The sequence below is a fragment of the Methylobacterium amylolyticum genome (assembly GCF_030700245.1).
Classification (GTDB): domain Bacteria; phylum Pseudomonadota; class Alphaproteobacteria; order Rhizobiales; family Beijerinckiaceae; genus Methylobacterium.
The window spans coordinates 107904-129220 of record NZ_JAUYZI010000004.1; the positions used below are offsets into that span (position 1 = coordinate 107904).

Below are 21317 nucleotides of genomic sequence, written 5' to 3' on the forward strand. Positions count from 1 at the left end.
AAGAAGAGGGCGGGGCGGGAAACGATGGGCGGCTACGAGCCCGGGACCGAGGCGGAGGCGGCGGATACTGTGCGCGCGGCCGCCGCGCGCGGCGAGCGCCTGCGCCTCGTCGGCGGCGGCACCAATGCCGGTCTCGGCCGCCCCGCGCAGGACGAGGCGACCCTCTCCGCCCGGAATCTCACCGGCATCACCCTGTACGAGCCCGCCGAGATGGTGGTGGGCGCCCGCGCCGGCACGCCGCTCGCCGAGGTCGAGGCCCTGCTCGCCGCGCGCAACCAGATGCTGCCGTTCGAGCCGGTGGATTATCGCGGGGTCATGGGCACCGCCGGCGAGCCGACGATCGGCGCGGTGGCGGCGATCAACAATGCCGGGCCCCGCCGCATCACCGCGGGGGCGGCCCGCGACAGCCTGATCGGCGTGCGCTTCGTCAACGGGCGGGGCGAGGCGATCAAGTCCGGCGGGCGGGTGATGAAGAACGTCACAGGCCTCGATTTGGTGAAGCTGATGGCCGGCGCCCACGGCACGCTCGGCCTCCTCACAGAGGTGACCTTCAAGGTGCTTCCGGCCTCCGAGCGGGTCGCGACCCTGGTCTTCCCCGGCCTCGACGACGCCCGGGCGATCGCGGCGCTGTCGGCGGCGCTGGGCTCGCCCTTCGAGCTGATCGGCGCCGCCCACCTGCCGGCCGGGATCGGCGGGGCCGAGGCGCGCACGCTGATGCGACTCGAGGGATTCTCCGACTCCGTCGACTACCGGATCGGCGCGTTGCGCCGCCTGCTCAAGCGCTACGGCGCGCCGGAGATTCGCGACGGCGCGGACGGCGCCGCCCTGTGGCGCGCGGTGCGCGACGCCGCGCCGCTCGCCGAGCCGCGGGACGCCGCCCTGTGGCGGATCTCCACCGCCCCGACCCGGGGCGCGGCGCTCACCGCTTCCCTCGCAGGGCGCCTCGATGCGCGCTGGTTCTACGACTGGGGCGGCGGCCTGATCTGGCTCTCGACCCCCGCCGCGGGGGACGCCGGCGCCGAGGCCGTGCGCGCCGCGGTGCGGGCCGAAGGGGGACACGCGACGCTCGTGCGCGCCCCCGACGCGGTGCGCGCCGCCGTGCCGGTGTTCGAACCGCTCTCCGAGCCGCTGATGCGGATCACCGCGGGGATCAAGGCCGCGCACGACCCCGGCGGCGTGCTGAACCCTGGGCGGATGTACGCGGGGGTGTGAGTTTCGTCCCCTCTCCCTTGGGGAGGGATCAGCGGGGGCGGCTCAGGATCGAGCGCCGCGGTGGCTTCCGCGTCCCCACCTCCTCCCGCAGGCGGAGGAGAGCAGGCAGGATCGGATCGTGCAGACCAACTTCTCCCCCGCCCAGCTCGCCGATCCCGCCATGGCGGCCTCGGAAAAGATCCTGCGGACCTGCGTGCATTGCGGCTTCTGCACCGCGACCTGCCCGACCTACCTGCTGCTGGGCGACGAGCTCGATAGTCCGCGCGGGCGCATCTACCTGATCAAGGACATGCTGGAGGGCGGCAAGGCGGCGAGCGCCGAGGTGGTCAAGCACGTCGACCGCTGCCTGTCGTGCCTGTCCTGCATGTCCACCTGCCCGTCGGGAGTGCACTACATGCACCTCGTCGACCACGCGCGCGCCCATATCGAGACCACCTACGCGCGCCCGGCCGGCGACCGGCTCCTGCGGGCGGTGCTCGCCCAGGTGCTGCCCTATCCGCGGCGCTTCCGGCTGGCGCTGATCGCGGCCAAGCTCGGGCAGCCGTTCCGCGGGCTGGTGGCGCGGCTGCCGCGGGTCGGCAACCGGCTCGCGGCGATGCTCGACCTCGCCCCCGCCAGTCTCCCGGGCAGCAACCCCACCAACCGGCCCGGGACCTTCCCGCCGAACGGCGGCCAGGTCGCGAAGAAACGCGTGGCGCTGCTGCGCGGCTGCGCCCAGAGCGTGCTGCGGCCGGACTTCAACGAGGCGGCGATCCGGCTGCTCAATCGGCACGGGGTCGAGGTGGTGCAGGCCGACGAGGGCTGCTGCGGGGCACTGACCCACCACATGGGCAAGGAGCATTCCTCCCACGCGCTCGCCAAGCAGGCGATCGACGCCTGGGACGCCGAGATCGCCCGCGGCCTCGACGCGATCCTCGTCACCGCCTCCGGCTGCGGCACGACGATCAAGGATTACGGCTTCATGTTCCGGGACGATCCCGCCTACGCCGAGAAGGCGCGGCGGGTCTCGGGGCTCGCCAAGGACGTGACCGAGTACATGGCGAGCTTCGGGCTGATGGCGCCCACGGCCGAGAGCGACCTCGTGGTCGCCTACCACTCCGCCTGCTCGATGCAGCACGGCCAGGGCATCCGCACCGAGCCGAAGGCGCTCCTGAAGAAGGCCGGCTTCACGGTGAAGGACGTGCCGGAGGGCCACATCTGCTGCGGCTCGGCCGGCACCTACAACATCCTCCAGCCGGAGATCGCCGCCAAGCTGCGGGCGCGCAAGGTCGCCAACATCGAGCGGCTGAAGCCGGACCTGATCGCCACCGGCAACATCGGCTGCGTCACCCAGATCGGCAAGGGCACCGGCATCCCGATCGTCCACACCGTCGAGCTGCTCGACTGGGCGACCGGCGGCCCGCGCCCCGCGGCGCTGGCGGGCGTCGCGCCGCGGCTGGAGGCGGCGGAGTAGGCAGCCGGAACCGAGCGTGACACGCCTGTGACATTGCCCCGTCCGCGACCCTTGCCAAATCGGCGCGGCGATCTGTAATGATATCGACCCCTCTCCGGTCCCGCCGGCCCTCAGGCCCGCGGACGCGGCCGAGTTCTCCCGAGAATACGGACGCGGTGTCGCGGCGGGCCTTCACGGCCCGCGCGAGCGACGGCGGACGTCTTTGCCCTTTGGGCGAGATCCTGGACAGGTGTCGGACGACGCGGCGGATCCCGCCGCACACAGGATTCACGGTCGGGGCTCAACCGGCCGAGATGTTTCGCGAGGTCGGAAACGGGATGGAGGGACGCACAGCAACGCTCGCCGCTGCTCGTGCCCCGCGCGCACGCACGCCGCGTTGCGCCGGCTCCTCCAGCCTCCCGGCCAGGTTCAACCCCAGGCGCCCAGGGCGCCGACCGGCGGTTGACGGTCCATTCCCCCCATCGAGCCCTGAGGCCTCGGCGACGAGGCCGGAACCCCGGACGGCAGATTCCATGCCGGACGGGGCACCGCCGGGATCCCGCATGAGGAGAGCGACGTCGGCCGCCATGCCGAGAGTTCGTCATGGCCAACAAGATGCTCATCGACGCGATGCACCCGGAGGAGACCCGGGTCGTCACGGTCCACGGGTCTAGGGTCGAGGAATTCGACTTCGAGTCCGCCAGCCGGCGCCAGTTGCGCGGCAACATCTACCTCGCCAAGGTCACCCGGGTGGAGCCCTCGCTCCAGGCGGCCTTCGTCGAGTACGGCGGCAACCGCCACGGCTTCCTCGCCTTCAACGAGATCCACCCCGACTACTACCAGATCCCGCTCGCCGACCGGCAGGCACTGCTGGAGGAGGAGGCGCGCGAGGACGAGGAGCACCGCGAGCGCGAGGAGCGCCGCCGCCGCTCGTCCCGCCGCTCCCGCGGCCGCCGCGCCGAGGCCCGCACCCGCACCGACGAGACGGTGAGCGCCGCGGTCCCGTCCGAGATCTCGTCCGACGAGAGCCTCGCGGCGGAGACCGGCGCACCCGAGGGCATCGCCGCGGACGCGGCCGGCCAGCCGGACGCGCTCGCCGACAACGCCGAGGCGGTGCGCGAGGAACTCGCGACCGAGGGCGAGGCCGCCGCCGAGCCGGCGCCGGAGAGCGACGCTTCCCCGCACGTCCCGGCCGAAACCCCGGCCGCCGAGGCGCCCGCGGTCGAGCTCGACGCCGAGGTGAAGCCCGAGGCGGTGATCGCGATCACGGAAGAGCTGACGGTCGCCGCGGATCCGGCCGGCGCCGACGCGGCGCCCATCGGTGAGGCCGCGGTCGAGGCTCGCGACGTTCGCGAGGAGACCGAGGCGGACGAGGACGCGGAGGACGACGAGTCCGAAGAGGACGAGGACGACGACGCGGAGGATGACGAGGACGAGGAGGACGATTCCGAGGACGAGTCGGACGATCCCGACGCCGAGCCCCGCATCGCCCAGGTCGGCGGCAACGGCGACGCGCTCGCCGAGATTCCCGAGCGCCCGCGCGCGCCCCGCCGCCACTACAAGATCCAGGAGGTGATCAAGCGCCGCCAGATCATCCTCGTGCAGGTGGTCAAGGAGGAGCGCGGCACCAAGGGCGCAGCGCTCACCACCTACCTGTCGCTCGCCGGCCGCTACTCGGTGCTGATGCCCAACACCGGCCGGGGCGGCGGCATCTCCCGCAAGATCACCTCGGCCGCCGACCGCAAGCGCCTCAAGGAGGTCGTGCAGGACCTGGAGGTGCCGGACGGGATGGGCGTCATCCTGCGCACCGCCGGCGCCTCGCGCTCCAAGCCCGAGATCGCCCGCGACTTCGAGTACCTGATGCGGCTGTGGGAGTCGGTCCGCGAGCTGACGCTGTCGTCGATCGCCCCGGCGCTGGTCTACGAGGAGGGCTCGCTGATCAAGCGCGCCATCCGCGACCTCTACAACAAGGATCTGGAGGAGGTTCTGGTCGCGGGTGAGGACGCCTACCGCGAGGCCAAGGACTTCATGCGCATGCTGATGCCCGGCCAGTCGAAGACGGTGAAGCCCTACCGCGAGACAACGCCGATCTTCGCGCGCTACGGGATCGAGCAGCAGCTCGACCAGATGTTCTCGACCCACGTCTCGCTGAAGTCCGGCGGCTACCTCGTCATCAACCCGACCGAGGCGCTGGTCTCGATCGACGTGAATTCCGGCCGCGCCACCCGCGAGCACGACATCGAGGACACCGCCCTCAAGACCAACCTCGAGGCGGCGGAGGAGGTCGCCCGGCAGTTGCGCCTGCGCGATCTCGCCGGCCTGATCGTCATCGACTTCATCGACATGGAGGAGAAGCGCAATAACCGCGCCGTCGAGAAGAAGCTCAACGAGTGCCTGAAGAACGACCGCGCCCGCATCCAGGTCGGCCGGATCTCGCCCTTCGGCCTCATGGAGATGAGCCGCCAGCGCATCCGCACCGGCGTGCTCGAATCCTCCTCGATCCCCTGCCCGCATTGCGGCGGCTCGGGCTTCGTGCGCGCCACCGCCTCGGTGGCCCTGCACATCCTGCGCTCGATCGAGGAGGCGCTGGTCAAGTCGGCCACCCACAACCTCGTGCTGCGCACCCGCACCGAGGTGGCGCTATACATTCTCAACCAGAAGCGGGCGCACCTGCGCGAGCTGGAGACCCGGTTCGGCGTCACCCTCACCATCGCCGCCGACGAGCGGCTTGCGGCCACCGCGGCGTTCCAGCTCGACCGCGGCGAGCCCGCGCAGCGGGCGGAGGGGCCGGTCACCGGCGTGCGCGCCACCGCGATCTCGCCGGCGATGGAATTCGAGGACGAGGACGAAGGCGACGAGGTGGAGGACGCCGAGGCCGAGGTCGAGGAGGCCGCGGCCGAGGGGCGCGAGGAGAGCCGCCGCGAGGGTCGTGACGAGGAGCGCGAGGAGGGCGAGGGCGGACGCCGTCGCCGCCGCCGCCGCCGCCGCCGCGGCGGGCGCTCCGAGGAGGGCCGCGAGACGGCCGAGGGCGCGTCCGACGATGCCGCCGACGGCGATGACGAGGAGGCCGGGGAGCTCGACGAGACCGCGGCTGAGAGCGCCGGCGACCCCGTCGAGGCGGCCGCTCCGGCGGCGCCCACCGAGGGCGGCGAGGAGGCCGGCGAGGCGAGTGCCGCCGACGACGAGGCGGGCCGCCGCCGCCGCCGTGGGCGCCGGGGCGGTCGCGGCCGGTCCGAGCGGACCCGCGAGCGGGACGAGACGGTGGAGGCGTCCGAGGACGTGTCCGGGGAGCCCGAGGCCGTCGTTCCGCTGCTGACCGAGGAGCCGGTGAGCGCCGCCGATCTGTCCGCCGTCGAGGAAACGCGGGCCGCGCCCGCGGAGATCGCCGTGGATCTCCCGGTCGCTGCGACCGACATTCCGCCGGCGGACGCGTCCGTCGAGACCGCTGCGGAGACGGCCGCCCCGGCAGGCCCGCCGCCGGAGCCCGTGGCGGTGGTGCTGACGCCGCCCGCCGATCCGGACCGTCCCAAGCGCGCCGGCTGGTGGTCGCGCACCAAGGCCGCCCTCGGCGGCGAGTGAATCGTGTCCCGCGCCGCTCACGGCGCGGGATGCACAGGGTTCGATCGCTCACAGCGCCCCCGGGATCTGCCGATCCCGGGGGCGTCTCGCTGCGCGGCGACATAGTTCACGCGAATTCGCGGCGGCCGCCGCATTTACGACTGTAGGTTTTACCGGCGATAAAGATCGTTGTGCGACCTAGAGGGGCCAACTCGCAACCCGAGGCCGCTCGACGATGCTGAGCCTGTTCAACAGGCCGAAGGCCCCCCCGCCCCAGGCCGCCGAATCGATCCTGCTTCCGGAGCCCGAGGCTCCCGCGCCGGTGGTCTCCGCGCCCGCCGTCGATCTCGAAGGTCTCGCCCTTCAGGCGCGCCTCTCGGCCTCCGCCTCGGAGGCGGGCACCTCGATCGGCTGGCTGACCCACGACGCCGCGGGTATGGCCGAGCAGGCGCGCCTCATCGCCGCCGCCAGCGAGGAGATGGCGGCGTCCACCCGGGAGATCGCCGCCCGGTCCGCGGAGGCCGCGGGCGGCGCCGAGGCGGTGCGCTCCGGGATCGGCGACTGCGTCGCGGACCTGCGGCAGGCCGGCGACGGCATGCGCCGGATCGAGGGCGGGACCGCGGAGATCGGCGGGCGCCTCGACGGGTTCGCCCAGGCCGCCGCGCGGATCGAGGAGATGGCCGGCGCCATCGCCGCCATCTCGGCTCAGACCAACCTGCTGGCCCTCAACGCGACGATCGAGGCGGCCCGCGCCGGTGCCGCCGGCCGCGGCTTCGCCGTGGTCGCCGCCGAGGTGAAGGCCCTGTCGGGGCAGACCGCTCGGGCGACCGAGGAGATCCGCGCCCGGCTGACGGGTCTGCGCGGCGAACTGGCGGCGATGCAGGCGGCCGTCACCGAGAGCCGCGCGGCGGTGGAGGCCGGGGCCGCAGCGATGGCGCGGGCGAATGCCCGGGTCGAGGCGGAGAGCGGCACCGTGGCCTGCGTGGCCGAGCAGGTGCGCGCCACCGCCGCCATCATGGACCAGCAGATCCTGGCCACTGCCGAGATCGCCGAGAGCGTCGGCCGCATCGCCGCCGGCACCGACAAGTCGCGCCGCGAGATCGGCGACGCGCTGGGCCAGCTCGACCGGATGGAGGATCTCGGCCGGACGCTGCTCGACCGTCAGGATGGCGAGGCGCGGGCGCTGCGCCGGGCCCGGCTCCCGGCCGACTGCGCGGCGTGGCGCCGCCGGCTCGCCGCGGTGCTGGTCGGGCTGCAATCCGCGGACGGGGAGACCCGGGCGATCGAGCCCGACCCCGCCCTCGACGGGGCGGTCGGAATCGCCCTGGCGCGGGCGCGGACCCACGCCGCGGCGATGCTCGGTCACGTGCGCGCGTCGGCCTGGGACGGGGCCACGGCCGACTTCCAGGCCTTCGAGGCCGCCCTCGCCGAGGCGCAGGCCGCCTGAGAACCGGGATCTCGAAAGGGCGCGGCCCTTCGAGATCCCTGCCGGTTCAGGCCGGCTTGGCCTCGGGTTCGAGGTAGTCCGCCACCGGCTGGGCGGGCCCGCCGCGCAGCAGCACGTAGAGGAACGGCACGAGCAGCAGCGTCGCCGGGGTGGCGAAGGCGATACCGCCCATCACCGCCCGGGCGAGCGCCGCGTTCTGCTCGCCGCCCTCGCCGGTGCCGAGCGCCATCGGGATCAGGCCGAGGAACATCGCCGACGCCGTCATCAGCACCGGCCGCAGCCGGGTCTCGCCCGCGGTGATCGCCGCCTCGAAGGCGCTGCACCCGGTCGCCTCCCGGTGCTCCTTGGCGAAGGTCACGAGCAGGATCGAGTTGGCCGAGGCGATGCCCACCGACATGATCGCCCCGAAGATCGAGGGGATCGAGAAGGTCGTGCCGGTGATGAACAGGCTCACGGTGATGCCGCAGAACGCCATCGGCAGGGCGGCGATGACCACGAAGGGGTCGCCCCAACTCTGGTAGTTCACGGCCATCAGCAGGTAGACGGCGATCAGCGCGATGCCGAGGCCGATCTCCAGGCGGAGGAAGGCCGAGTCCATGTTCTCGATCTGGCCGCGGATGCTGATCTTGTCGGGCGCCTCGAGATTCTTCTGCTCGTCCTGCACGATGGCCCGGATATCCCGCGCTACCGAGCCGAGGTCACGGTCCTGCACCGAGGCGAAGATGTCGAAGGTCGGCTGGACGTTGACGTGGTTGATCACCGTCTGGGTCGGCACGCGGCGCAGGTCGGCGACGCTCGACAGCAGGGTCAGCACCCCGGGACCCGAGCCGGTGGAAGCGCGCACGAACAGCGGCGTGTTGCGCAGGTCGGTGAGCGAGCTGTTGCGGTACTCGGGCGTCTGCACCCAGAGCTGGTAGGGGATGCCGGTCTTCGGGTCCGGCCAGAAGTTCGGCGTCACCTGATAGCTGCCGGACAGCGAGATGTTCATGTTCTGCGCCACCGCCTGCTGCGTGAGCCCGAGCTCGGAGGCCAGCCGCCGGTCGACGTCGATGTAGAATTGCGGTTCGTTGACGATCTGCTGGAGGTGGACGTCGACGAGGCCCTTGGTCTCCTTCATCCGGCGGACGATGTTCTGCGCCACCTCCAGGTCCTTCTCGGGGTGGCGGCCCGAGACCTGCACGTCGATCGGGGTGATCACGCCGAAGTTGAGGATCTGGGTGATCATGTCGGCGGGCTGGAAGTAGGCGATCATGTCGGGGAAGCGCTGCATCAGCACGGCGCGCAGGCGCTTCTTGTAGGCTGCGATCGACCCGTGCCCTTCCTTGAGGCTGATCAGCATCTGCCCGTCGTTGTAGGCCACGAACGAGCCGTCGGAGAAGGCGAAGTTGTAGTTGATCGACGGCAGGCCGATATTGTCGAGGATCTGCTCGATCTCGCCCTCGGGGATCACCTCGCGCACCACGTCCTCGACCTGCGCGAAGACCTGCTCGGTGGTCTCGATGCGCATGCCCGGCCGGGTGCGCAGGTGCAGCGTCATCTGGCTGCCCTCGATCTCGGGGAAGTAGTCCTGGCCGGTGAAGGCGAACAGCGTGCCGCCGAGCGCCAGGATCGCCCCGGCGACGCAGGCCGTGGCGATCCGCCGGGCGAGCACGACGTGCAGCAGCCCGACATACCCCCGGTGGAAGGCCGCGAAGCGCCGCTCGAAACCAGCGTGGAACCACCGGGCGAAGCGGATCACCGGGCGGCCGACCACCCCCGCCGCGCGCCCGAGCCGGGTCCGCCGCGGCGCACCCCGTTCCTGCCCGTCCTCCGCCGGACGATCCCTCCCGGGCCGATCCTTCGCGTGCTTGGCCGCGTATTCGGGGGCGACGATCACGTCGATCAGCAGCGGCACCAGGGTGCGCGACAGCAGGTACGAGGTCAGCATCGCGAACACCACCGCCATCGCCTGCGGGGTGAACAGGAACTTCGGCGTGTCGGCGAGCGCGAACACCGCGGTGAAGGCGGCGCAGATCGACAGCGTCGAGATCAGCGCCGGCTTGGCGATGCCGGCGGCGCCGTGGACGACGCTCTCCCGGAACTCCTCGCCCTCCTCGAACAGGCGGTACGTGTTCTCGATCGCCACGGTGGCGTCGTCCACGAGGATGCCGACCGCGAGCGCGAGGCCCCCCAGCGTCATCACGTTGATGGTCTCGCCGAGCGCTGCCAGCGCCGCGAGCGAGGTCATGACGCAGAGCGGGATCGAGATCAGCACGATCAGCGTCGAGCGCCACGAGCCGAGGAACAGCAGGATGGTCAGGCCGGTGAGCGCGGCGGCGATGGCCGCCTCGTGCAGCACCCCGCGGATCGCGTTCGACACGAACACCGATTGGTCGAACAGCAGCTTGACGCTCATGCCCTCCGGCGCGGCCGCGCGGATCAGCGGCATCATCGCCTTCACGTTGTCGACGACGCTCAGCGTCGAGGCGTTGCCGTTCTTGATGATCGGCAGCAGCACCGCCTGGCCGCCGTCGGCGCGCACCACGTTGACCTGCGGCGGCCCGCCGTCGCGGACGTAGGCCACGTCGCGCATCAGCACCGGCTGGCCGGCCACCACCGTGATCGGCGCGAGGTTGAGCGTCTCGATCGAGGGCGGCGTGGCGTTGAGCTGGATCGGGTATTGCTGCTCGCCGATCTTGGAGAGGCCCGAGGGCACGGTGAGGTTCTGCGCGCTCATCGCGTTGGTGACGTCGAGCGGCGTCAGCCCGAGCGCCTGGAGCGCGTTGAGGTCGAGATCGACCATGATCTGCCGCGGGGCGCCGCCGAAGGGCGTCGGCAGCGTCGAACCCGGCACCTGCGTCAGCGTCTGGCGGACGCGGTAGAGGCCGTAATCGTAGACCTTGTTCAGGCTGTCCTTGGCCGAGGACAGGACCATCTGGATCACCGGCACGGAGGAGGCGGAGTAGCGCACCACGATCGGCGGCTGCGTGCCCGGCGGCATCACCGCGCGGATCGAGTTCGCCGAGGACACCACCTGCGCCACCGCGAGGTCGATGCTGACCGACTGGTCGAAGTAGATGCGCTGCACCGCCGTGCCCTGGAGCGTGGTCGACTCCATGCGGCGGATGTTGTTGACGTTGTTGGAGAACGAGTACTCCGAGTAGGTCGTGATCCGCTGCTCCATCTCCGGCGCGGCGAGACCGTTGTAGGTCCAGACCACCACGACGACCGGGATGTCGACGACCGGCAGCACGTCCTTGGGCATGACGACGATCGCGCCGACGCCGCCGAGCATCATCAGCACGGCGAGTACGTAGGTCGTGATCCGGAACTTCAGGGCGTAGAGGACGAGACCCATGCGCTCACGTCTCCGCGCCCGCGTTCCGGGCAGCCGGCGTCACGGGCGCAATCCTGGCGTGAAACGCGGGCCGCGGCGAGGCGCGCCGCCGTCGCAGGGGCCGTGGCGGCCGGCTCGCTCCGCGGGGCCCCGGGGCGTCGTCAGCGCAGCAGCGCGCTCTTGTCGACGTGGAGCGCGGCGGCGATCTCGTCGAGCGCCTTGTGCTCGACCTCGCTGATGCCGCCGAAATCGGCCACGTCGGCGCCGATCAGGAACACGTCCTGGCGCTGTTCCACCGGCCGCTCGGCGATGGCCCCGACGAAGCGCAGGTTCTCCAGCCGCCCGGCGCGGGACTTGGCCCGCGTGATCGCCTCGTAGAGTTCCTGCTCGACGCGCAGCGTGTCGTAGGACTTCTCCAGGATCGGGTTGGCGCGGATCCCGGTGATTGCCGAGTCGATCTCCTCCTCGGCCACGTCGCCGTCGGCGACGATGACGTTGGCCGCCGCCGAGACCGAGGCCTGGAGGAACACCGCGTCGCCCGCATACGACATGATCGTGCGGCCGAACCGAAGGATGGCGTCCTGGAATATGCTCATACCCACCTCCTGCGGACAGCAAAGGCGGGCATTGCCGCGGTCGAGTCAAGTCGCGGCCGAGCTTCGGCCGCCCGGAGGGCCGGCGCGGCGCCGACGGATGCCGCGCGGCAGCCCCTCAGCAGCAGCGGAAGCCCGACGTGTTGCCGACGCCGAACCGGGCGTTCTCGCGGTTGCGGAAGAACTCCAGCTCGGTCATCGGCTCCTGGTCGGGATGGGTGCGTCGGACGTGGTCGGCGTAGGTCTGGTAATCCCCCTGGCCGACCATCAGCCGGGCGCCGTCGCAGACGCACTTGGTGAGCGTCTGCCAGCGGTTCCGCAGGGTCTGCGACGGTTGCGCCATGGGCCTACTCCGCCGCGACCATCTTGGGCTCGGTCTCCAGAGCCGTCCAGCGGTCGGCGCGCCACGCCTTCACGCAGGCCAGGATCCCGAACGCGGCGATCGCCAGCACGAGCCCGATGAACAGGGCGGCGAGCGCGGCGTCGATGCGGTCGTTGAAGATGATCTGGCTCATCTGGTCGGCGTTCTTGGCCGGGGCCAGCACCTTCCCCTCGGCGGCGGCCGCGCTGTAGCGGTCGGCGTGGGCGAGGAAGCCGATCCGCGGGTCGGCCGAGAAGATCTTCTGCCAGCCGGCGGTCAGGGTGCAGATGCACAGCCAGATGGTGGGGATGATCGTCACGAACGCGTAGCGCTCGCGCTTCATCTTGAAGATCACCACCGTGCACAGCGTCAGCGCCACCGCGGCCAACATCTGGTTGGAGATGCCGAACAGCGGCCACAGGGTGTTGATGCCGCCCAGCGGGTCGGTCACCCCCTGGTAGAGGAAGTAGCCCCAGGCGCCCACGGAGATCGCGGTCGCGACGATGCTCGGGACCCAGGCGTCCGTGCGTTTGAACCCCGGCGCGGCGAGCCCGATCAGGTCCTGCACCATGAACCGGCAGGCCCGCGTCCCGGCATCGACCGCGGTGAGGATGAACAGCGCCTCGAACAGGATGGCGAAGTGGTACCAGAAGGCCATCATCGCCTTGCCGCCGATGGCGGAGGAGATGATGTGAGCCATGCCGACCGCGAGCGTCGGCGCGCCGCCGGCCCGCGAGATGATGGTGTGCTCGCCCACATCCTGGGCGGTCTGGGTGATGACCTCGGGGGTCGTCGGGAAGCCGAGCTTGGTCACGGCGGCGGCGGCGGTCTCCGGCGTGGTGCCGAGGAGGGCGGCCGGCGAGTTCATGGTGAAGTAGACGCCGGGATCGATCACGCAGGCGGCGACCAGCGCCATGATCGCCACGAACGATTCCATCAGCATGCCGCCGTAGCCGACGAAGCGGGCGTCCGCCTCGCTGGCGATGAGCTTCGGCGTGGTGCCCGACGAGATCAGCGAGTGGAAGCCCGAGACCGCGCCGCAGGCGATGGTGATGAACAGGAACGGGAACAGGCTGCCCGACCAGACCGGGCCGGTACCGTCCACGAACTTCGTCAGCGCCGGCATCTGCATGTGCGGGGCGACGATGGCGATGCCGAGCGCCAGCCCGACGATCGTGCCGATCTTGAGGAAGGTCGAGAGGTAGTCGCGCGGGGCGAGCAGCAGCCAGACCGGCAGGATCGAGGCGACGAAGCCGTAGCCGATCAGCAGCCAGCAGAGCTGCGTGCCGGTGAAGGTGAAGGCCGGGCCCCAGACCGGGCTGTCGGCCACCGAGCCGCCGAACACGATCGCGGCCATCAGCAGGATGAAGCCGAGGATCGAGACCTCGCCGATCTTACCGGGGCGGATGTAGCGGGTGTAGATCCCCATCAGCATGGCGATCGGGATCGTCATCATGACGGTGAAGGTGCCCCAGGGGCTCTCGGCCAGCGCCTTGACGACGATGAGCGCCAGCACCGCCAGCAGGATCACCATGATCATGAAGGTGCCGAACAGGGCGATGATGCCGGGCACCGTGCCGAGTTCCGAGCGGATCAGCTCGCCGAGCGAGCGGCCGTCGCGGCGCATCGAGACGAACAGGACCATGAAGTCCTGCACCGCGCCCGCGAGCACGACACCGGCCAGGATCCAGAGCATGCCGGGCAGGTAGCCCATCTGCGCGGCGAGCACCGGGCCGACCAGCGGGCCGGCGCCGGCGATGGCGGCGAAGTGGTGGCCGAACAGCACGGACTTGTTGGTGGGGACGTAGTCGAGCCCGTCGTTGTGGCGCACGGCCGGGGTGGCGCGCTTCGGATCGAGGCGCATCACGTGGTTGGCGATGAACAGGGAGTAGTAGCGGTAGGCGATCAGGTAGACGCAGACCGCCGCCACCACGATCCAGAGGGCGTTGATCGTCTCGCCGCGCTGAGTCGCGACGATCGCGAGCGCGGCCGCGCCGAGCGCCCCCACCAGGGCCCAGGGCCCGTGTTTCTGCAAAGCGGTCATCGCCGTCTCGCTCCCGTGACCGGCTCTTCAGGGCCGGAGACCGAACGGCTTTTTGGCGGAATTTTGCCGGTAAGCAAATCCTTTCCGAACCGCTCCGCGACATTCGATGCCGAATTGTTCCCTCGGGTCCGCGGTGGCGGGGATGGATTCGTCACCCCTGCCGTGTCGCGCCCGCGCCATACTGCGCTATACAGCGCCCGCATTTCGGCGACAGGGCTGGAGACGGGCGATGGCGAAGGTTGCGTTCCTGGGGCTCGGCGTGATGGGCTCGCCGATGGCGGGGCATCTCGCCAAGAAGGGCGGCCACGAGGTCACCGTCTACAACCGCACCGGCGCACGCGCCGAGGCCTGGGTGAAGGCCAACGGCGGCGCGCACGCCGCGACCCCGCGTCAGGCGGCCGAGGGCGCGGAGATCGTGTTCGCCTGCGTCGGCAACGACGACGACCTGCGCAGCGTGGTGCTCGGCGAGGACGGGGCGCTCGCCGGGATGAGCCCGGGGGCGATCTTCGTCGACCACACCACCGCCTCGGCGGAGGTCGCCCGCGAACTCGCCGCGGCGGCCGAGGCGAAGGGGCTCGGCTTCATCGACGCGCCGGTCTCCGGCGGCCAGGCGGGGGCCGAGAACGGCGTGCTCACCGTGATGTGCGGCGGCGACGCGGCGACCTACGCCAAGGTCGAGGGCGCGATCGGCTCCTACGCCCGCGCCTGCCGGCTGATGGGACCCGCGGGCGCCGGCCAGCTCACCAAGATGGTCAACCAGATCTGCATCGCCGGCCTCGTGCAGGGGCTCTCCGAAGGCGTGCACTTCGCCAAGCGCGCCGGCCTCGACGTGGAGGCGGTCCTCGACGTGATCGCCAAGGGCGCGGCCGGCTCCTGGCAGATGGAGAACCGCGGCAAGACCATGAACGCGGGCAAGTTCGACTTCGGCTTCGCGGTCGACTGGATGCGCAAGGACCTCGGCATCCTCCTCGACGAGGCCCGGCGCAACGGCGCCAAGCTGCCGGTCTCGGCGCTGGTCGACCAGTTCTACGCCGAGGTGCAGACGATGGGCGGCGGCCGCTGGGACACGTCGAGCCTCGTCGCCCGACTGGAGCGCTAAGACTGGAGCGCTGTGACCCCGTCAGAGTGCGGCCGGATCGACCCAGCGCCAGTCCGGCCCCATCTGGTGACGGAACCACGTGAACTGGCGCTTGGCGTAGGCGCGCGTGTCCGCCTGCCCCCGCGCGATGGCCGCCTCCAGGTCGAGCGTCCCGTCGAGGTGGGCGATCAGCCCGGGCACGCCGTGGGCGCGCATCACCGGCAGCATCGGGTCGAGGCGGCGGGCGCGCAAGCCCGCGACCTCGTCGAGGGCGCCGGCCGCGATCATCGCCCGGAAGCGCGCGTCGATCCGCGCGCGCAGCTCCGCGCGATCCGGCGCCAGGAAGATCTTTTCGAGATTCCATCCCGCCAGCGGGCCCGGCACCGGATCGCCGTGGAAGCTCTCGATCGGCCGGCCGGTCCCCATGAAGATTTCCAGGGCGCGCATCACCCGCATGCGGTCGCTGGGGCGCAGGCGCGCGGCGCCCGCGGGATCGAGGCGGGCGAGATCGGCGTGCAGCGCCTCGGTCGGTCGCCCCTCGGCCTCCGCCCGCACCCGCGCCCGCACCGCCTCCGGCACCGGCGGCAGCTCGGAAAGACCCTGCTCCAGGGCGCGGAAGTACAGGCCGGTGCCGCCCACGAAGACGGGCAGGCGGCCGTCGAGGTCGCGCAGCAGCGCCGCCGCGTCCCGGGCGAAGTGCCCGGCGGAGTGGTTCGTCGCCCCGTCCACGTGGCCGTAGAGATGGTGCGGGACGCGGCCCGCCTCCTCCGGGTCCGGCCGCGCGGTGAGGACGCGCAGGTCCGCGTAGACCTGCATCGAGTCGGTGTTGATCACGACGCCGCCGCGCGCGCGCGCGATCCGGCTCGCGAGTGCCGACTTGCCCGAGGCGGTCGGCCCTGCGATGAGGACCGCCGCCGGACGATCCCGGGCCTCGGATGACAAGGCGTTGCTCCGCATGCTGGTCGCGGTCCTGATAGCAAACCCGGAGCGCCCGGCCATCACCGACGCGGTGCTCGCCGAGGCCCGCGCCGTGCTCGGGACCGACCACCAGCCCCGTATCCTGCACCGCGCGGTCGCGGCCGAGCTGCCGGTGCCGGGCGGAGCCGCCGACGCCCTGGCCCTGACCGAGCGCCTGCGCGCGGCGCTGGGCTCCGAGCCGGTCGACGTGGCGGTGCTGCCCGCGGACGCCCATCGCCGCAAGCGCCTGTTCCTGGCCGACATGGACTCGACCATGATCGAGCAGGAATGCATCGACGAATTGGCCGGCACGCTGGGGCTGAAGGACCACGTCGCGGCGATCACCGAGCGGGCGATGCGCGGCGAGATCGCCTTCGAGCCGGCCCTGCGCGAGCGGGTGGCGCTCCTGAAGGACATCCCCGTCGGCGCGGTCGACGGGCTGATCGCCGAGCGGCTGAGCCTGACGCCCGGGGGCCGCACCCTGGTCCGGACCCTGCGCGCCCACGGCGCCCACACCTGCCTCGTCTCGGGGGGCTTCACCCTGTTCACCGGACCGATCGCCGAGACGATCGGCTTCCACGAGCACCGCGCCAACCGGCTGTGCGTGGCGGACGGGCGCCTGACCGGCTCGGTCGAGGACCCGATCGTCGGCAAGGCCGAGAAGCGCGCGAGCCTGATCGAACTGCGCGACCGGCTCGGTCTCGCCCCCGCCGACACCCTAGCGGTCGGCGACGGCGCCAACGACCTCGACATGCTGGGCGAGGCCGGCCTCGGCGTCGCCTTCCGCGCCAAGCCGGCGGTGGCCGCGGCCGCGCGGGCGCGGGTGGAGCACGGCGATCTCACCGCGCTGCTGTACCTTCAGGGCTACGCGGCGAGCGAGTTCGTGGGGTGAGAATCGAACGCGGTCAGTGAAGACTGCGTGAGAGGGCGAGCACAGCTCCGAGAACGGCGATCGTCTGGAAGCCGACGGCGCCGATAAGCCATTTGATCGTCTCGGCCTTGGAGGTCGCGATCTCCCTGCGAACGGTTTCGATATCCGCTTTAGTCGAGAGCCTCAGTGCGTCGATATCGGCTTTAGTCGAAAGCTTGACGACGTCGAGGTCAGCCTTGGTCGAAAGCCTGAGGGCATCGAGGTCGGCCTTGGTCGAAAGCCTGAGGGCGTCGAGGTCGGCCTTGGTCGACAACCCGAGCGCCTCGATGCCGGCCTTGGTCGAAAGCTTGAGCGCCTCGATATCGGCCTGTGTCTGGATCTTCAGCGCTTCGATGTCGCCCCGGACGGCCGCGATATCGCCCTTCGTCGCGAGATTGCCGTCGAGCACCTCGACCAGCGCGTCGGCCAAGCCCTCCGCCTGCTCGGGCGACAGCCGAGCCTTCTCCCGGAGCGTGCGCGAGAACTTCAGCGTATCGAAGGCGACCGCGGTCATGGTGGCGGCTGGCGCTCGTTGGGATACCTATCCGTGACGCAAGGTGGACCGGCGCCCGCGCCCGCGTCAACGCGCGGGATCGCGGAGCGCCGGATCGGTGAAATCAGTCCAGTCCGATCGCCACGAAGCGCACGTCGCCGTTGGCGCTCGCCACCAGCAGCAGCACCGACTTGCGGCCGTCCTTCTTGAGGGCCTCGACGCGCTTGGTCACGTCGGCGGGGGTCGAGACCGCCTCCTGGCCGACCTCGACGATGGTCTCGCCGGGCTGGATGCGCTTGTCGGCGGCGGTCGAGTTCGGGTCGACGCGGGTGACGACCACGCCCTTCACGCCGTCCTTGATCGCGTAGCGCTTGCGCAGCTCGTCGGTCATGCCCGACAGGTTGAGGCCGAGCGCCTGCCGCACCGCGCTCTCGGGGTCCGGCTGGCGCAGGTTGGCGAGTTGCGGCTTCTCGCCGTCTTCCAGGCGGCCGAGGGTGACCGGCTTCGTCACCTCCTCGGCCTTGCGCACCACGACCACGTCGACCTTCTGCCCGACGGGGGTCGCGGCCACGACGCGGGGCAGATCGCTCGACGCCTTCACCGGCATGCCGTTGAACTTGACGATCACGTCGCCGACCTCGAGGCCCGCGGCCTTGGCCGGTCCCTTCTCGTCGACCCCGGCCACCAGCGCGCCGCGGGCGCCGCCCTTGAGGCCCAGCGCTTCGGCGGTGGCGTCGTCGACGTTCTGGATGCGCACCCCGAGCCAGCCGCGGCGGACCTCGCCGAACTCGCGGAGCTGGTCGATCACCGGCTTGGCCGTGCCCGAGGGCACCGCGAAGCCGATTCCGACCGAGCCGCCGGTGGGCGACAGGATCGCGGTGTTGATGCCGATCACCTCGCCGTCCATGTTGAACAGCGGCCCCCCGGAATTGCCCTTGTTGATGGCCGCATCGGTCTGGATGTAGTTGTCGTAGGGGCCGGACTCGATGTTGCGGCCGCGGGCCGAGACGATGCCGGCCGAGACCGAGCCGCCGAGCCCGAACGGGTTGCCGATGGCGATCACCCAGTCGCCCGGGCGCATCTTGTCGGAATCGCCGAACGGCACCGCCTTGAGCGGCCGCTCCGCGGTCGGCTTAACCCGCAGCACCGCGAGGTCGATCTTCGGGTCCTTGCCGACGATCTCGGCCTTCAGCTTGGTGCCGTCGTGCAGGATGACCTGGATATCGTTGGCGTCGCCGATGACGTGGTTGTTGGTCACGACGAGGCCGGAGGCGTCGATGATGAAGCCGGAGCCCAGCGAGTTCGACTTGCGCTGCGCCCGCGGCGTCTCCTCGTTGCGCTCGTTGTTGCGGCCGCCGCGGCGGTTGAAGAACTCTTCGAACAGGTCCTCGAACGGCGTGCCGGGCGGCAGTTGCGGCCCGGTGCGGCCGCCGCGCGCCTCGACGGTGGTCGAGGCCGAGATATTCACCACGGCGTCGGTGACCTGCTCGGCGAGGTCGGCGAGCGAGGCGGGCCCCTTGGCCAGCGCCGGCACCGGCAGGGCCGCGCCCGCCACCGACGCGCCGACGAGCAGGGCGGTCATCATCGAACGGGCCCGCGATCGGGCGCGGCGGAGGGGCGCCGGACGGGCGCTCGCGACAGGGTGCATGGCAGGCCTCTCCAAGAACGCGTTTCCCGGCCCTCGCGGCCGCCGACGTCAGATCGGCGGCCGGGCTTCGTGGTTCAAGCGGCCCGGATGCGGGCCGCGCCAGTTCACCGCGCCGCGCCGGTCGAGCCGGTGGTGGCGCTCGGATCCGGGGCGGGCCCGCGGGAGGCGGGCGTCGCCGCCGCCTTGCCCTGCGGGTCGCTGAAGTAGCGGAAGAAGTCCGAGTTCGGGCTGATCACCAGCCGCGTGTCGGATCCCTTCAGCCCGGTCTCGTAGGCCTGCATCGAGCGGTAGAAGCTGAAGAAGTCCGGGTCCTTGCCGAACGCCTCGGCGAGGATGCGGTTGCGGTCGGCGTCGCCCTGGCCGCGCAGTTGCTCGGCCGTCTGCGTCGCCTCGGCGACGATCACCGTCACCTCGCGGTCCGCCTTGGCGCGGATGGTCGCGGCGGCCTGCTCGCCGTTGGCGCGGATGTCGGCGGCCTCGCGCTCGCGCTCGGTCTTCATCCGCTTGTACACGGCGGCGGAGTTCTGCGCGGGCAGGTCGACGCGGGTCATGCGCAGGTCGACGATCTCGATGCCGAGCGCCTTGGCCTGCCGGTTCACGTCCTCCTGGATCTGGTGCATCAGCCGCCCGCGCTCGGTCTTGACGATCGCGTCGCGGGTCGAGCGGGCCAGAACGCTGCGCAGGGCCGAGTTGGTGAAGCTCGCCAGCCGCTGGTTGGCCAGCCCGACATTGCCCACCGCCTGGTAGAACCGCAGCGGATCGAGGATGCGGTAGCGGGCGAAGGCGTCGACCTCCAGGTTCTGCCGGTCGGCGGTCAGCACCGTCTGCACCGGCAGGTCGAGATCGAGGACGCGCTTGTCGAAGATCACCACGTTCTCGATGAACGGGATCTTGAAGTAGAGGCCGGGCTTGTCCTCACCGGTGGCGTTGAGGACGGCGCGGACGCGGCCGAACTGGAGGACCAGCGCCTGCTGCATCTGCCCGACCGTGAAGACCGAGGCGTAGAGGCCGACGGCGATGATCGCGGCGACGGCGATGAGGCCGGTGCGGAGAGCCTGCTTCATCGCGCCGCTCCCGTCGTCTGGGCCTGGCCCCGGGCGCCGAACTCGGCGAGCGGCAGCACCGGCACCACGCCGGCCGCGCTCGCGGCCCCGGGCGCGCCGTTCTGGTCGATGATCACCTTGTTCACGGAGCCGAACACCTTCTCCATCGTCTCCAGGAAGATCCGCTCGCGGCTCACCGCCGGCGCTTCCTTGTAGGAGGCGTAGACCTCGCTGAAGCGGGCGGCCTGGCCGGTCGCGTCGGCGGTGGCCTTCGCCTTGTAGGCCTCGGCCGACTGGACGATCTGTGAGGCCCGGCCGCGGGCCTGCGGCACCTCGCGGCTCGCGTAGGTCTTGGCCTCGTTCTGGGCGGTGTCCGCGTCCTGCTGGGCGGCGTTCACGTCGATGAAGGCCGGGCGCACCTCCGGCGGCGGGTTCACCGAGACGAGCTGCACCACCTCGATCCGCACGCCGGCGCCGTACTCGTCGAGCGCCGTCTGGACCATCTCCTTCACCTCCTGGGCGATGCTCGCCTGCTCGTTGGTGAGGATCGCTTGGATGTTGCGGCGGCCGACCACCTCGCGCATCGCGCTCTCGGCGATCGCCTTGATCGTCCCCTCCGGGTTCTGGATGTTGAACACGAAGTCGGAGGCCTTCAGCGGGTTGACGCGCCACTGCACCTCGAAGTCGAGGTCGACGATGTTCTCGTCGCCGGTGAGCATCAGGCTCTCGTCGGGCACGTCGCGGTTGCGCCCCTGGCCGCCGGGGCCGGCGCGGAAGCCGATCTGGATCGAGTTGACCTGGCCGACATTCGGCTTGACGACGCCGCCGATCGGATAGGGGAAGTTGTAGCGCAGGCCCTCGCCCTTCGAGCCGACGTAGCGGCCGAAGATCGTCTCGATGCCGACCTGGTTGGGGGCCACGGTGTAGAAGCCGGTGGCGAGCCAGACCGCGACCGCGAGGCCGGCGATCACGACGACGCTGCGGCCGCCGCCTCCGAACCCGGATCCGCCGCCCCCGCCGCCGCCCGGACCGCCGCCGCCGGGGATGAGGCCGCGCAACCGGTCCTGGCCGCGGCGCAGCAGATCCTCCAGGTTCGGCGGGGTCTTGCCGCCCCCGCCCCCGCCGCCCCACGGGCCGCCGCCGTTGCCGCCGGGCCGGCCCCACGGACCCCCGCCGCCACCGCCGCCGCCGCTCTGATTGCTCCAAGGCATCCTAGACGTCGTCT

General features: G+C 71.4%; 15 protein-coding genes. 6 read left to right on the forward strand and 9 right to left on the reverse strand.

Annotation, left to right across the window (positions count from 1 at the left end; translation table 11 throughout):
• Positions 1–24: 24 nt before the first annotated feature.
• The 4 genes from glcE (at position 25) to Q8W71_RS04810 (ending at position 7649) form a co-directional block, all read left to right on the forward strand.
• Positions 25–1212, forward strand: a complete 1188-nt coding sequence (gene glcE, locus Q8W71_RS04795) for a glycolate oxidase subunit GlcE (protein ID WP_305524192.1) — start codon at positions 25–27, stop codon at positions 1210–1212.
• A 118-nt stretch (positions 1213–1330) separates the two neighbouring features.
• Complete coding sequence (gene glcF / locus Q8W71_RS04800; RefSeq protein WP_305524193.1) at positions 1331–2665, forward strand: glycolate oxidase subunit GlcF; 1335 nt, start codon at positions 1331–1333, stop codon at positions 2663–2665.
• A gap of 582 nt (positions 2666–3247) precedes the next feature.
• Positions 3248–6223 carry an Rne/Rng family ribonuclease gene (locus Q8W71_RS04805; RefSeq protein WP_305524194.1) on the forward strand — a complete coding sequence of 992 codons (2976 nt, stop codon included), beginning with the start codon at positions 3248–3250 and terminating at the stop codon, positions 6221–6223.
• A gap of 214 nt (positions 6224–6437) precedes the next feature.
• On the forward strand, positions 6438–7649 hold the full coding sequence (locus tag Q8W71_RS04810) for a methyl-accepting chemotaxis protein (RefSeq protein ID WP_305524195.1): 1212 nt from the start codon (positions 6438–6440) through the stop codon (positions 7647–7649).
• A gap of 46 nt (positions 7650–7695) precedes the next feature.
• Here the strand turns inward: Q8W71_RS04810 and Q8W71_RS04815 are convergent, their stop codons facing one another.
• The 4 genes from Q8W71_RS04815 to Q8W71_RS04830 form a co-directional block, all read right to left on the reverse strand.
• Entirely contained in the window at positions 7696–10986 is a 3291-nt protein-coding gene (locus Q8W71_RS04815) for an efflux RND transporter permease subunit (protein ID WP_305524196.1), read from the reverse strand.
• A 140-nt stretch (positions 10987–11126) separates the two neighbouring features.
• Positions 11127–11561, reverse strand: coding sequence for a tellurite resistance TerB family protein (locus Q8W71_RS04820; RefSeq protein ID WP_305524197.1), 435 nt, complete (start codon positions 11559–11561; stop codon positions 11127–11129).
• Positions 11562–11676: 115 nt separating this feature from the next.
• Positions 11677–11901 carry a YbdD/YjiX family protein gene (locus tag Q8W71_RS04825; protein ID WP_305524198.1) on the reverse strand — a complete coding sequence of 75 codons (225 nt, stop codon included), beginning with the start codon at positions 11899–11901 and terminating at the stop codon, positions 11677–11679.
• A gap of 4 nt (positions 11902–11905) precedes the next feature.
• The gene (locus Q8W71_RS04830; protein WP_305524199.1) at positions 11906–13963 is read right to left on the reverse strand and encodes a carbon starvation CstA family protein; all 2058 of its coding nucleotides are present in this window, start codon (positions 13961–13963) and stop codon (positions 11906–11908) included.
• A gap of 229 nt (positions 13964–14192) precedes the next feature.
• Here Q8W71_RS04830 and Q8W71_RS04835 point away from each other — a divergent pair, with 229 nt between their 5' ends.
• Positions 14193–15062, forward strand: a complete 870-nt coding sequence (locus tag Q8W71_RS04835) for an NAD(P)-dependent oxidoreductase (protein ID WP_305524200.1) — start codon at positions 14193–14195, stop codon at positions 15060–15062.
• Between the two features lie 21 nt (positions 15063–15083).
• Here the strand turns inward: Q8W71_RS04835 and miaA are convergent, their stop codons facing one another.
• Positions 15084–15998, reverse strand: a complete 915-nt coding sequence (gene miaA, locus Q8W71_RS04840; protein ID WP_370875338.1) for a tRNA (adenosine(37)-N6)-dimethylallyltransferase MiaA — start codon at positions 15996–15998, stop codon at positions 15084–15086.
• Here miaA and serB point away from each other — a divergent pair.
• Positions 15997–16890, forward strand: a complete 894-nt coding sequence (gene serB / locus Q8W71_RS04845) for a phosphoserine phosphatase SerB (RefSeq protein ID WP_305524202.1) — start codon at positions 15997–15999, stop codon at positions 16888–16890. The genes miaA and serB overlap by 2 nt on opposite strands.
• 13 nt (positions 16891–16903) lie before the next feature.
• Here the strand turns inward: serB and Q8W71_RS04850 are convergent, their stop codons facing one another.
• The 4 genes from Q8W71_RS04850 to hflK form a co-directional block, all read right to left on the reverse strand.
• A complete protein-coding gene (locus tag Q8W71_RS04850; RefSeq protein WP_305524203.1) occupies positions 16904–17422 on the reverse strand; it encodes a coiled-coil domain-containing protein in 519 nt (172 codons plus the stop codon).
• Positions 17423–17525: 103 nt separating this feature from the next.
• Entirely contained in the window at positions 17526–19049 is a 1524-nt protein-coding gene (locus tag Q8W71_RS04855; protein ID WP_305524204.1) for a DegQ family serine endoprotease, read from the reverse strand.
• A gap of 104 nt (positions 19050–19153) precedes the next feature.
• Complete coding sequence (hflC, locus tag Q8W71_RS04860; RefSeq protein ID WP_305524205.1) at positions 19154–20113, reverse strand: protease modulator HflC; 960 nt, start codon at positions 20111–20113, stop codon at positions 19154–19156.
• Positions 20110–21303 (reverse strand): FtsH protease activity modulator HflK, encoded by a 1194-nt coding sequence (gene hflK, locus Q8W71_RS04865; protein WP_305524206.1) that lies wholly within the window; start codon positions 21301–21303, stop codon positions 20110–20112. The genes hflC and hflK overlap by 4 nt, the downstream gene beginning before the upstream one ends.
• Positions 21304–21317 lie beyond the last annotated feature (14 nt).

What these genes read in the sequence shown, in the direction of transcription:
- glcE (WP_305524192.1), top strand. Translation starts at nt 25, where the DNA reads ATGGGCGGCTACGAGCCCGGGACCGAGGCGGAGGCGGCGGATACTGTG.
- Q8W71_RS04805 (WP_305524194.1), top strand. Translation starts at nt 3,248, where the DNA reads ATGGCCAACAAGATGCTCATCGACGCGATGCACCCGGAGGAGACCCGG.
- Q8W71_RS04810 (WP_305524195.1), top strand. Translation starts at nt 6,438, where the DNA reads ATGCTGAGCCTGTTCAACAGGCCGAAGGCCCCCCCGCCCCAGGCCGCC.
- Q8W71_RS04815 (WP_305524196.1), bottom strand. Translation starts at nt 10,986, where the DNA reads ATGGGTCTCGTCCTCTACGCCCTGAAGTTCCGGATCACGACCTACGTA.
- Q8W71_RS04820 (WP_305524197.1), bottom strand. Translation starts at nt 11,561, where the DNA reads ATGAGCATATTCCAGGACGCCATCCTTCGGTTCGGCCGCACGATCATG.
- Q8W71_RS04825 (WP_305524198.1), bottom strand. Translation starts at nt 11,901, where the DNA reads ATGGCGCAACCGTCGCAGACCCTGCGGAACCGCTGGCAGACGCTCACC.
- Q8W71_RS04830 (WP_305524199.1), bottom strand. Translation starts at nt 13,963, where the DNA reads ATGACCGCTTTGCAGAAACACGGGCCCTGGGCCCTGGTGGGGGCGCTC.
- Q8W71_RS04835 (WP_305524200.1), top strand. Translation starts at nt 14,193, where the DNA reads ATGGCGAAGGTTGCGTTCCTGGGGCTCGGCGTGATGGGCTCGCCGATG.
- serB (WP_305524202.1), top strand. Translation starts at nt 15,997, where the DNA reads ATGCTGGTCGCGGTCCTGATAGCAAACCCGGAGCGCCCGGCCATCACC.
- miaA (WP_370875338.1), bottom strand. Translation starts at nt 15,998, where the DNA reads ATGCGGAGCAACGCCTTGTCATCCGAGGCCCGGGATCGTCCGGCGGCG.
- Q8W71_RS04850 (WP_305524203.1), bottom strand. Translation starts at nt 17,422, where the DNA reads ATGACCGCGGTCGCCTTCGATACGCTGAAGTTCTCGCGCACGCTCCGG.
- Q8W71_RS04855 (WP_305524204.1), bottom strand. Translation starts at nt 19,049, where the DNA reads ATGCACCCTGTCGCGAGCGCCCGTCCGGCGCCCCTCCGCCGCGCCCGA.
- hflC (WP_305524205.1), bottom strand. Translation starts at nt 20,113, where the DNA reads ATGAAGCAGGCTCTCCGCACCGGCCTCATCGCCGTCGCCGCGATCATC.
- hflK (WP_305524206.1), bottom strand. Translation starts at nt 21,303, where the DNA reads ATGCCTTGGAGCAATCAGAGCGGCGGCGGCGGTGGCGGCGGGGGTCCG.